General features: G+C 41.3%; 10 protein-coding genes and 2 rRNA genes (1 of these 12 cut by a window edge). 11 read left to right on the forward strand and 1 reads right to left on the reverse strand.

The features are described from left to right. From AO498_RS08020 to AO498_RS08070, 11 genes are all read left to right on the forward strand, one after another. Positions 1–648 (forward strand): 23S ribosomal RNA (locus AO498_RS08020); it begins 2,217 nt to the left of the window's first position. A gap of 100 nt (positions 649–748) precedes the next feature. Beyond that, positions 749–860: ribosomal RNA gene (gene rrf / locus AO498_RS08025) — 5S ribosomal RNA — on the forward strand. 187 nt (positions 861–1,047) lie between these two features. Beyond that, positions 1,048–1,674, forward strand: a complete 627-nt coding sequence (locus tag AO498_RS08030; RefSeq protein WP_067545761.1) for a hypothetical protein — start codon at positions 1,048–1,050, stop codon at positions 1,672–1,674. Between the two features lie 81 nt (positions 1,675–1,755). Next, positions 1,756–4,188 (forward strand): heavy metal translocating P-type ATPase, encoded by a 2,433-nt coding sequence (locus AO498_RS08035; protein ID WP_335339820.1) that lies wholly within the window; start codon positions 1,756–1,758, stop codon positions 4,186–4,188. Next, positions 4,179–4,367, forward strand: coding sequence for a cbb3-type cytochrome oxidase assembly protein CcoS (gene ccoS, locus AO498_RS08040; protein ID WP_067545768.1), 189 nt, complete (start codon positions 4,179–4,181; stop codon positions 4,365–4,367). Before AO498_RS08035 ends, ccoS begins: the two co-directional genes overlap by 10 nt. After that, positions 4,360–6,492 (forward strand): cytochrome-c oxidase, cbb3-type subunit I, encoded by a 2,133-nt coding sequence (ccoN, locus tag AO498_RS08045; protein ID WP_067545771.1) that lies wholly within the window; start codon positions 4,360–4,362, stop codon positions 6,490–6,492. The genes ccoS and ccoN overlap by 8 nt, the downstream gene beginning before the upstream one ends. 11 nt (positions 6,493–6,503) lie before the next feature. Then, positions 6,504–6,686: a cytochrome C oxidase Cbb3 gene (locus tag AO498_RS08050; protein WP_067545775.1), complete on the forward strand. Its 183-nt coding sequence runs from the start codon at positions 6,504–6,506 to the stop codon at positions 6,684–6,686. Beyond that, on the forward strand, positions 6,683–7,612 hold the full coding sequence (locus tag AO498_RS08055) for a cbb3-type cytochrome c oxidase N-terminal domain-containing protein (protein ID WP_082792202.1): 930 nt from the start codon (positions 6,683–6,685) through the stop codon (positions 7,610–7,612). Before AO498_RS08050 ends, AO498_RS08055 begins: the two co-directional genes overlap by 4 nt. Positions 7,613–7,657: 45 nt before the next feature. Then, positions 7,658–9,085 carry a cytochrome c oxidase accessory protein CcoG gene (ccoG, locus tag AO498_RS08060; protein WP_067545778.1) on the forward strand — a complete coding sequence of 476 codons (1,428 nt, stop codon included), beginning with the start codon at positions 7,658–7,660 and terminating at the stop codon, positions 9,083–9,085. Positions 9,086–9,087: 2 nt separating this feature from the next. Beyond that, positions 9,088–9,513: a FixH family protein gene (locus tag AO498_RS08065; RefSeq protein WP_067545781.1), complete on the forward strand. Its 426-nt coding sequence runs from the start codon at positions 9,088–9,090 to the stop codon at positions 9,511–9,513. Next, positions 9,513–10,217, forward strand: coding sequence for a sulfite exporter TauE/SafE family protein (locus AO498_RS08070; protein ID WP_067545784.1), 705 nt, complete (start codon positions 9,513–9,515; stop codon positions 10,215–10,217). The genes AO498_RS08065 and AO498_RS08070 overlap by 1 nt, the downstream gene beginning before the upstream one ends. On the opposite strand, the gene hemN is transcribed toward AO498_RS08070, so the two are convergent. Then, a complete protein-coding gene (gene hemN, locus AO498_RS08075; protein ID WP_067545787.1) occupies positions 10,218–11,576 on the reverse strand; it encodes an oxygen-independent coproporphyrinogen III oxidase in 1,359 nt (452 codons plus the stop codon).

Genomic DNA, 11,576 nt, shown 5'->3' on the forward strand with positions numbered 1-11,576 from the left:
GGTAGTTTGACTGGGGTGGTCGCCTCCAAAAGGATAACGGAGGCTTCCAAAGGTTCCCTCAGTACGCTTGGTAACCGTACGAGGAGTGCAATAGCATAAGGGAGCTTGACTGTAAGGCCGACAAGCCGAGCAGGGTGGAAACACGGGTATAGTGATCCGGCGGTTCTGAATGGAAGGGCCGTCGCTCAAAGGATAAAAGGTACGCTGGGGATAACAGGCTGATCTCCCCCAAGAGCTCATATCGACGGGGAGGTTTGGCACCTCGATGTCGGCTCGTCACATCCTGGGGCTGGAGAAGGTCCCAAGGGTTCGGCTGTTCGCCGATTAAAGTGGCACGCGAGCTGGGTTCAGAACGTCGTGAGACAGTTCGGTCCCTATCTGTTGCGGGCGTGGGAAGTTTGCGAGGACCTGACCTTAGTACGAGAGGACCGGGTTGGACTGACCGCTGGTGTACCGGTTGTGGTGCCAACTGCACTGCCGGGTAGCTACGTCGGGAAGAGATAAGCGCTGAAAGCATCTAAGTGCGAAACTCCCCTCAAGATGAGACTTCCATATAGGGCCCTCAGAGACGATGAGGTTGATAGGCTGCAGGTGTAAAGTCAGCAATGGCATAGCTGAGCAGTACTAATTGCCCGAAAGCTTACCTACAGTTTGTTACAGTTTCTACGAAATATGTTAAAAGAGTCCTGAAGTCGAAAGACTGAAGACCGAAGAACACAAGATATTAGATACCGCAAGGTATAAAGATTTAGGCGGCCTAGCGCAGGGGTCCCACCTCTTCCCATCCCGAACAGAGAAGTTAAGCCCTGCAGCGCCGATGGTACTGGGGTTACTCCCGGGAGAGTAGGTCGCCGCCACATTATTCTAAGCCTTCAGCTAAGCCCTGAAGGCTTTTTTTATGGATTAGAGTTTTAGAGATCTTTCAGGTAGTCCTTGTTTTTTTTATTTACTATTCCATTAAACCTGATTTTTATCATATCTACTTCTGGATTACATCACCTCTATTCTTTTTTAAGGGTTTTAGTTTTGGCCTAATTATACTAGGTCATGGAAGTCAAATCCCCTTATTCAGTAAAATTTGAATTACCCGAAACTCTGTTAAATGAGTTTTATTGTGATTCTCTTAAAGAGGGGTTTTTTCCTAGCGATCCCAAAAGTAGTTTTTGTACTACTTCAGTAGATCCTAGCTTGATTTCGGTCAATTTGTATCAAACTTTAGATTGGCTACATGGCCATGAATTACCTAGATCACTTGAGAAGGAGGTTTGTCCAATTCCAGTGCTTTTATATGTCCCTAAGTTTACATTAAGTCATCTATTGTTTCACTATGATGGAACACCTACCTCCGCTGAACTAATCCGGAATTTCATACACCTTTTTTATCCACTTATTGGAAAAAGTAAGTCTACTATTATTTCTCCCTCATTTATTCCCAAATCAAAAATTAAAGAAGAGCAAGAGCTTATTCAATTGGTTTCTTCCAAAACTCATGAGACCAGCTTTATCAAATTTAATTTTCACAGAATTGGTGACTTTTGGTCTTATGGAGTCAAGCATGATTGTACACTTTTAGTGACTACCAAAGGATATCAGGCTGATTTGGCCAAAATTCTATTTCATTTTTATAAAGGACAAATTTGGAGTGATAAGCTTTCCTTTTATCTCAGTCTTTAATTCATGTAGTAAGCTGATTTTTATCATGTTATTCGTTTTAATGCACTCCTACCTTTAACCAAATCCAATCTAATGAGGCTTATGATTTCATCTGATGTAACTACTCGCTGCTACCATTGTGGGGAGAATTGTGAGTCGGATTCTCTTCAATTCGAAGACAAAAACTTCTGCTGTCAAGGTTGTAAATTGGTTTATGAGGTATTGGCAAGTAATGATCTTTGTGAATATTATTCAATAGAAAATAAGCCAGGAGCTTCACAAAAGGATACTAAAAAATCATCTAACCAATTTGATTACCTGAATGATCAACTTGTTGTTTCCAAACTTCTGGATTTTAAAAATGATCATGAAAGTCATATTACTTTTTATATCCCTTTAATTCATTGCGCCTCCTGCATTTGGTTATTAGAAAATCTCTTTCAGCTAAATCCAGCGATTGTATTTAGTCGAGTCGATTTCATAAAGAAAAAAGTTCAAGTCAAATTTCTTCATGATAAAATCTCCTTGATGGAGGTTGTTAAACTTCTATCAACCATTGGTTATGAGCCAAAAATCAGTCTCTCGGACCTGGATAAAAAAACTTCGCCTTCAGTAGATCGGAAAACCCTGACAAAGTTAGGCGTTGCTGGCTTTTGCTTTGGGAACATGATGCTATTCAGTATGCCTGAATATTTCTCTGAGGCTAAGTTATTAGGGGAAGGGTTTAAACGTCTATTTGATTATCTGAATGTTGTCTTGGCGCTTCCTATAGTTTTCTATGCAGCTTCGGATTATTACGTTTCTGCTTGGAATGCTGTCAAACAAAAGGCTGTCAATATGGACGTTCCGATTGTTCTCGGAATTGTGGCATTCTTCCTATTTTCTCTTTGGGAGATTTTTTTGCAAGGGAATGCAGGCTACATGGATAGTCTTGGAGGTCTGCTATTTTTCTTGCTTTTAGGTAAGGTTTATCAGCAAAAAACCTTTGCCACCCTTGAATTTGATCGGGATTACAAATCTTATTTTCCAATTGCTGTCACTCGAGTTTCTCAGAATAGAGAGGAAGTTATTCCATTGATTAACCTTCAAGTTGGTGATTTGATTTTGGTAAGGGATGAGGAATTGATACCTGCAGATGCTATCCTTTTGAGTGAGCAGGCTCATATCGATTATAGTTTTGTGACAGGCGAAGAAATTCCCGTTCCAAAAAGAAAAGGAGAAGTTATTTATGCAGGTGGTAGACAAAAGGGTGAAGCAATTTTGCTTACAATCCAAAAATCTCCTTCTCAAGGATACCTTACCGATCTTTGGAATAATGAGTCATTTGGAAAAAATACCAAAAACTTATTAGAGCCGCTCGCCAACCGCATTAGTGGGGTCTTTACATGGACTGTTCTAAGTATTGCGTTAGTAGCATTTTTATTTTGGATTGGTACTGATGTTTCGCTAGCATTTAAAGCATTCACTACTGTATTGATTGTTGCCTGTCCTTGTGCGCTATCAATGTCCACTCCGTTTACCCTTGGTAATACGCTTCGAATCTTCGGAAGAGGAAAGTTCTATTTGAAAAATGCTGCAGTAGTAGAAAGGTTGGCCTTGGTAGATACCTTGGTTTTTGATAAAACAGGCACCTTAACAGATCCGGCAAATGCCTCTATTTCTTTTTCGGGGGATGAGCTTTCAACCGAAACAAAATCGATTATCAAAGCCATGGTGGAACAATCCACGCATCCTTTGAGTAATCGAATCAACCTCTTTTTGGGAGATGTCCCATCAGCTAAAGTTTCTCAAATCCTAGAGGAAAAAGGCAAAGGATTATCCTGTCGGTATTTGGGTCAGGCTGTTTTACTTGGATCAAAAGAATTTGTTCAAAGTGCTCAAGATGGGCTACCAGCTTCTGGAAATCTTGTTTTTCTCAAAATTGAAGAAACCTTACTGGGCTATTTCCATATTCAGTCTGGCTTAAGGAAAGGAGCGGAAAACGTGATTCGTGATTTGGCAAATGGCTATGAACTTCATGTTTTGTCAGGAGACCACAGTCATGAAAAGGAGTCTTTATCGAAGACTTTTCCTGAAAAGGTTCACTTCAATTTCAATCAAAGTCCTGTAGATAAGTTGGACTACTTGAAATCGCTCAATCAAAAAGGGAAAAATACCTTGATGGTGGGTGATGGATTAAATGATGCGGGTGCGCTTCAGGAAAGTCAAGTTGGGGTAGCGATATCCGACCAGGTAAGTCATTTTTCACCTGCAAGTGATGCCATTCTTGATGCAACATCCTTCGCAAAAATCCCTCAATTTCTATCCTTCGCCAAAAGCAGTAGGATGATTATCAAAATCAGCTTTGGACTGAGCTTTCTCTACAATATTCTGGGGTTAAGCCTTGCCGTACAGGGGATTTTAAGTCCTGTACTTTGCGCGATTTTGATGCCATTGAGCAGTATTTCTGTGGTGGTTTTTACAACCCTTGCCACCAATTTTCTAGCCATTAGAAAGGGATTGATTCACGTTTCTAGCTCAAAGTCATGGAAGTAATTTTTGTATTAATCGGTGTCAGTCTAGTCTTAGCTATTACGTTTTTGATCCTCTTTTTTAAGGCGATGAAAGACGGGCAATTCGATGATGGCTATACCCCTTCAGTAAGAATTCTATTCGAAAATCAGCCAAAAAAATCCAATAAAGATCAACCTAAACAATCCAAATCCTATGAATGATGCTACTTTGGAAAGGTTCCACTATGACAATAAGATTGTCAAGTATTTCGGGGCCGCCACAATTATCTGGGGTCTCGTGGGGATGCTGGTCGGTTTAATTGCCGCAACCCAGCTCTTTCTTCCCGAAGCCAACTTGGGAAATCCATACACGACATTCGGTAGAATTCGACCGCTTCATACCAATGCGGTAATTTTTGCCTTTGTTGGTAATGCGATTTTTGCAGGGGTGTATTATTCGATGCCCCGCCTTTTGAAAACTCCAATGTGGAATAAGGCTTTGAGCTGGTTTCATTTTTGGGGTTGGCAATTAATTATCCTATCGGCAGCTTTGACTTTGCCTTTGGGAATTACCACTTCCAAGGAATATGCAGAGTTGGAATGGCCAATCGATATCGCAATCGCGTTGGTTTGGGTTGCATTTGGAGCTAACATGATTGGTACGCTGATCAAGCGACGGGAGCGTCACATGTATGTTGCTATTTGGTTTTATCTAGCTTCCTTCGTGACAGTTGCGATTCTTCACATTTTCAATTCCCTTGAGCTTCCAGTTTCCTTTTTCAAAAGTTATTCTGCGTACGCTGGTGTTCAAGATGCTTTAGTGCAATGGTGGTATGGTCATAATGCAGTTGCATTTTTCTTGACTACGCCTTTCCTAGGATTGATGTATTACTTCTTACCAAAGGCGGCGAATAGACCCGTTTATTCTTATAAGCTTTCTATTGTTCACTTTTGGTCTTTGATCTTCATTTATATGTGGGCAGGCCCTCACCACTTGCTATATACAGCACTTCCTGAGTGGGCCCAAGTATTAGGAACTATATTCTCAGTCATGTTGGTTGCACCATCTTGGGGTGGTATGGTGAATGGTTTATTGACTTTAAGAGGAGCTTGGGATAAAGTTCGTCAAGAGCCTATTCTGAAATTTATGGTGGTAGCTGTTACTGCATACGGGATGGCTACGTTCGAAGGCCCGATGCTTTCTTTGAAAAATGTCAATGCAATTGCCCACTACACAGATTGGATCGTAGGTCACGTACATATTGGAGGCTTGGGATGGAATGGATTTTTCACATTCGGAATGTTGTATTGGATGTGGCCAAGACTTTTCAAAACCACCATTTATTCAAATAAGCTGGCTAATACCCACTTCTGGTTAGGAACACTAGGGATTATTTTCTACGCCCTTCCTCTTTATGTTTCTGGTTTGACTCAATTCCTGATGCTTAAAGAATTTAATGAGGCTGGTCGATTGGCTTATCCAAACTTCTTGGAAACTGTCATTCAAATCGTTCCGATGTATATGCTTCGAGCACTAGGTGGCCTCTTGTATTTGTCTGGAGCGGTAATCATGATGTACAACATGTGGATGACCGCCAAAAAAGGAAGTTTTGCTGAGGAAGAAGAAGATCAAGCTCCTGCTTTGGTAAAAGCTTACAAGCCACATGGTGAATTTTGGCACCGTGCTTGGGAACGCAAACCAGTGTTCTTTACCATTTTGGCTACTGTAGCGGTGGCCATTGGAGGTGTGGTTGAAATTATTCCAACCATGTTGGTGAAGTCCAATATCCCTACTATTTCTTCTGTAAAACCTTACACACCACTCGAACTCGAAGGACGAGATTTGTATATCGCAAATGGATGTGTGGGCTGTCACTCTCAAATGATCCGTCCATTCAGATCTGAGACTGAGCGCTATGGGGAATATTCCAAAGCCGGCGAATTCGTTTATGATCGTCCGTTCCTTTGGGGGTCTAAACGAACTGGTCCAGATCTTCATCGAGTGGGAGGAAAGTATCCAGATAGCTGGCATTATCACCACATGACAGATCCTTCTTCCATGTCTCCGGGTTCTTTGATGCCTCCATATCCATGGATGACAACCAATGAATTGGATATTTCAAACCTTCCTGCCAAAATCCGAACTCTTCAAAAATTGGGAGTCCCTTATCCTGAAGGTTATGATGAGCAGGCAGTAGCAGACTATGAAGCACAAGCTTCCAAAGTAGTCGGGAACCTCAAGGAAGCTGGGGTAGAAGTGGCTCCGAATACGGAGATCGTAGCCTTGATCGCCTATCTGCAACGATTAGGTACTGATATCAAACAAAGTACAGCTTCAAATCAATAAACTAGTTAGCCATGTATAAGGAAATTCTTCGATCCATAGAGCATATCGAAATCTACCCGATTATTTCCCTGATCATTTTCCTGATCTTCTTTGTGGGGATGTTTGTCTGGGTGGTTAGAGTGCCAAAAAACTATGTTGATCATATGAAATCACTTCCAATGGATGAACACGAATCAACCCCAATCCAGCCATGAAAAAGTTATTTGCCATACTTACACTTATGGGGCTTTCAGGAATGCCTGTTTTTGCCCAGACCGCAGAAAGTAACTGGTATACCACATTGAGTGGTATGGATTCCAGTCAGCTTACCCTTTTGATTATTCTAGGAGTAGTCTTAATGGTGATTGTTCTGCTTTTGATTTTGATGGTTTACCTGATGTCTTTTATGGCTGAGGTATTTAAAAGAGAAAATCCCCAATTGGCCAATGAACCTACCTGGTGGGAATCATTTAAAGAGCGATTTGTCACAGGTAAGCTGGATAAAGTAGGTGGTAAAGAGGAAGAAGCTAAAATGATGGCGGATCATTCCTACGATGGAATTACCGAACTAGATAACTTCATGCCTCCTTGGCTTCAGTACGTTTTCATTGGAACCGTAGGTTTTGCGATTATTTATTTTGTCAATTACTCTGTACTAGGAAATGGCCCAACGGGCGAGGAAGAATACCAAGAGGAATTACGAATAGAAGCAATTGCTGCTGAAGCTAGAAAAGCGTCTCTCGTAGCAGGAATCGATGAAACTTCGGTGATTTTTGATGAATCTGCTGCAGCTTTGGCTTCAGGTAAATCCATATTTGAAACCAACTGCGCGGCTTGTCATGCCGCAGATGGGGGAGGAGGAGTTGGACCAAATTTGACGGATGAATATTGGCTCCACGGAGGTGGAATTCAGGATGTATTTAAAGTGGTTAAATATGGGGTGGTCGAAAAAGGGATGATCCCATGGCAAGACCAACTTTCACCTGAAGAAATCCAACAAGTTTCCTCTTATATCCTAACGCTTAAAGGAACCTCTCCTGCTAATCCAAAAGAGCCTCAGGGTGAATTGGTAGGTAGTACTCCTGCCGAGATTGTAACGCCGGTGACTGATAGCACAACAGTCATCGCATCTATCAAGTAAGTTTAGAGGGCTGGATGAAAGTCCAGCCCTTAAATTGATTATCCCATGGCCAAAAAGAATCTTAACCCTCATCTTAATCCGGAAACCTTCAGAGACTCCCTAGCTACAGTGCGGGAGGATGGTAAGCGGAATTGGGTTTATCCGAAGAAAGTAAAAGGCTTTTTTTACAGTTACCGTACCTATTTATCTTGGATTTTGTTGGCGGTATTATTTGCCGGTCCCTTTATCAAAATAGACGGGAGGCCTTTGATGCTCTTCAATATTTTCGAGCGTAAGTTTATCATCTTCGGAGCAGCTTTCTGGCCGCAGGATACCATTTTACTGATTTTCCTTCTGCTGATATTCTTTGTTTTTGTTATCCTTTTTACTGTTGTTTTTGGGAGAGTTTGGTGTGGCTGGGCATGCCCTCAGACTTTATTTATGGAGATGGTTTTCCGTAAGATCGAGTATTTGATTGAAGGAGATGCCAATCAACAGAGAGCCTTAAATGAGGGACCTTGGACTACCGAGAAAATTTGGAAAAAAGCCCTTAAAACTTCTGTTTTCGCTCTTATTTCTCTTCTCATTGGTCATTTGGTCATGGCTTATCTGATCGGAGTGGATCAAGTAATAGAAATTGTTTCCGAACCGCCTACAGCACATCTCGCTGGATTTATAGGACTGGTTGTTTTTTCAGGGATATTCATGTTTGTATTCTCTTGGTTTAGAGAGCAAGCCTGCCTCGTTGTTTGCCCTTATGGACGTCTTCAAGGCGTTCTTTTGGATGACAATAGCATCAATGTCATGTACGATTATGTGCGAGGGGAGCCAAGATCTCCGATTCGAAAGAATCAGCAGGAACCTTCTGCCAAAGGCGACTGTATTGATTGTGGGCTTTGTGTTCATGTGTGTCCAACTGGAATAGATATTCGGAATGGAACCCAAATGGAATGTGTCAATTGTACAGCTTGTATTGATGCTTGTGACGAAGTGATGGTAAAGGTGGATAGACCTACTGGTTTGATTCGATATGCTTCCGAAAATGGAATTAAAGAAGGTGTACAAAAATTATTAACTGGAAGAGTAAAAGGATATTCCTTGGTTTTACTCGTCCTAGTTTCAGCGTTTATTACGCTTATTGCTACCCGTACAGATTTAGAGGCGACCATTACTCGTTTTCCAGGAATGACTTACCAGGCGCGTCCTGATGGCAATGTCTCCAACCTGTACAATATTACCATGGTCAACAAAACTTTTGAGCCTCAGCATGTCACCATTAAGACCTTGTCTGAAGGCATGAAAGTAGAAATTGTTGGAGATCAAAACTGGGTTTTGGAACCCCAAACCAAGTTTGAAGGCCGGTTCTTTCTGGTCAAAGACCAGCTTGCAGTGAAGGTTCCTCAGGAGAAAGTTGAGTTAATACTTTCATCCGAAGGAATTGAATTTGATGATATTGAAACAAACTTTATGGCTCCTGTTGGGAAAATTAATTAGGTATGAATTGGGGTAAAGGAATATTAGTAACGATCATTCTTTTTGTAGCATTTATCATGACTTTGGTTGTCATTTCTGTCAAGCAGGATGATATTCATTTGGTAACGGAGAATTACTACGAAAAAGAAATCAAATATCAGGAGCAAATTGAACGTGAAAAATCAGCTGCTCAGCTCAATCGGGAAGTTTTACTTTTTGATGCTGCGAGTAAAGTTATTCTTTTGGATTTGCCGATTGGTGCCAAAGGGGAGCTTCAACTTTTTCGTCCCTCAGATGCCCGATTAGATCAATTATTGCCATTAGAAATCAAGGATTCTGGCAAGACCTCCATTTCCTTAAATCAATTAAAACCAGGCTATTGGCGGGTGAAATTGACTTGGGTTGAGGATGGTGTGGAATATTACGAAGAAAGTAAAATTACGATCTGATGCTTTGGACTGCATTGGTTTTGGGATTCTTAAGTTCATTCCATTGTATCGGAATGTGTGGCCCAATTGCCCTTGCAGTAGGGAGTAGCTCAGGTAAAAAATACCTGTTCAATAAGATTTTATATAACCTAGGCAGAAGTTTGACTTATGCCTTGTTGGGTCTACTGATTGGCTCTATAGGTTTTTCCCTTTCCTTAACCGGAATCCAGCAGGGGATCTCCGTAGCGATGGGAGTTTTGGTCGTGGTTCTTTCCCTGAGTTTTAAGAATGCAGATCGATTTTTGACTTTTCCTGTACTTTCAAAATTTGTTTCCTGGATCAAATCCACCTTGGGGAAATTACTCAAATCGGGAAGTAAATTGGCATTTTTTACTACAGGAATAGTCAACGGACTTTTGCCTTGTGGGATGGTCTATATGGCACTTGTTGTTGCTTTGGGAATGCAAAGCCCAATTGACGGGGGGATTTATATGTTTTTCTTTGGGATAGGAACCATCCCGTTGCTACTTGTATTGATGGTTTCTGGAAGTTTTATCTCCATCACAAGAAGGCAAGTAGTGCAAAAAGCAATTCCCTATTTGGGTGTTTTAATTGGTGTATTGATGGTTTTTAGAGGATTGGGACTGGGAATCCCCGGATTGAGTCCTCAAATGGCTACTTTTGATTATGGCACCCAGCAAGTAGAAATTACCATGTGCCACTGATTAAATTGCCTTACTAAAATTGGCTTTTTTCTCCCGCTGTTCTTCCATTCTTAAGTCAAACAAAGCACAAATATTTCTGACTACCGCCATTCCGTCTTCGGAAATCTGTAGGTGTCGATTCGTAAGCTTAAGTAAGTTTTCACCTTCCATTTCAAATAAGCGTTCTTTATTTTCAAAAGGAAGCTTCTCCCAAATTGATTCAGGAATTAATCCAGAACTATGGCAAATTAAGTCGAGGATTAAAGCCCGTATTTCCAAATCTTCGAGGCTGTGCTGATGTCCTTTGATCAGAGGGATTTGGTGCTGATTCGCCAAGTTTTCGTAGTCTTCCACTTTTTTCTCATTTTGGGCAAACCCAATCCAAACATCACTGATGCTACTGGCTCCCAATCCTAGGAGCATCTTGGAGCTCAGGGTAGTATAACCCATAAAGTTTCGATGAAGCTTCCCTTCATTTTTAGCCAAATAAAGTGGATCAGAAGGTAAGGCGAAATGGTCCATCCCAATTTCCTCATAGCCCATCTGGATCAATAAATCTTTGCCAAATTCATAAAGCTCTCGCTTTTCTCGTTCATTGGGAAGATGGGCCTCATAGCTTTTTTGTGCAGGAAAAGCACTGGGTAAATGAGCGTAGCTGTAAAATGCAATCCGTTCTGGTCTAAGCTGCCCAACCTTCTCGAATGTATCTTGAAGGGTTTCTTTGGTTTGGTAAGGAAGCCCATAGATTAAATCAAAGTTTATCGAAGAATAGCCAGAAATTCTAGCCCAATCGGTGGCTTTTTCCACAGCCTCAAAAGGTTGATAGCGGTGAATGGCTTTTTGGACTTCTGGATTGAAATCCTGGATCCCGTAGCTAACTCGATCAAATCCAAGTTGTGCGAGTTCTAGTAAATGCTCATAGGTTGTATTATTGGGGTGACCTTCAAAGCTGAACTCGTATTCTGAACTCAACTCGGTGGATTTAAGGATTTTCGAGATCAAAAATTCCAGAGATTCCGGAGCAAAAAATGTTGGAGTTCCACCACCGAGATGGATTCCATTCAGTTTTGGTGTTTCATCCAAAATTACCAAGTAACGTTCCCATTCTCTCAGAATAGCTTCTAGATAGGGTTCTTCTACCTGATGATTTTTCGTAATCCGCTTATTGCATCCGCAATAGGTGCACAAGCTTTCACAAAATGGAAGGTGAATGTAGAGACTGATTCCTTCCTTTGATCCAAAATCATCAAAAGCTTTTTTGACCAATCTTTCCCAGCCAGCTACTTCCAGATTATTTTCCCAAAATGGGACTGTAGGATAGGAGGTATATCTGGGGACTGGTTGATTGTATTTCTTGATTAGGTCAGGAGATAGTGCCAT

This window comes from Algoriphagus sanaruensis (genome assembly GCF_001593605.1).
Classification (GTDB): domain Bacteria; phylum Bacteroidota; class Bacteroidia; order Cytophagales; family Cyclobacteriaceae; genus Algoriphagus; species Algoriphagus sanaruensis.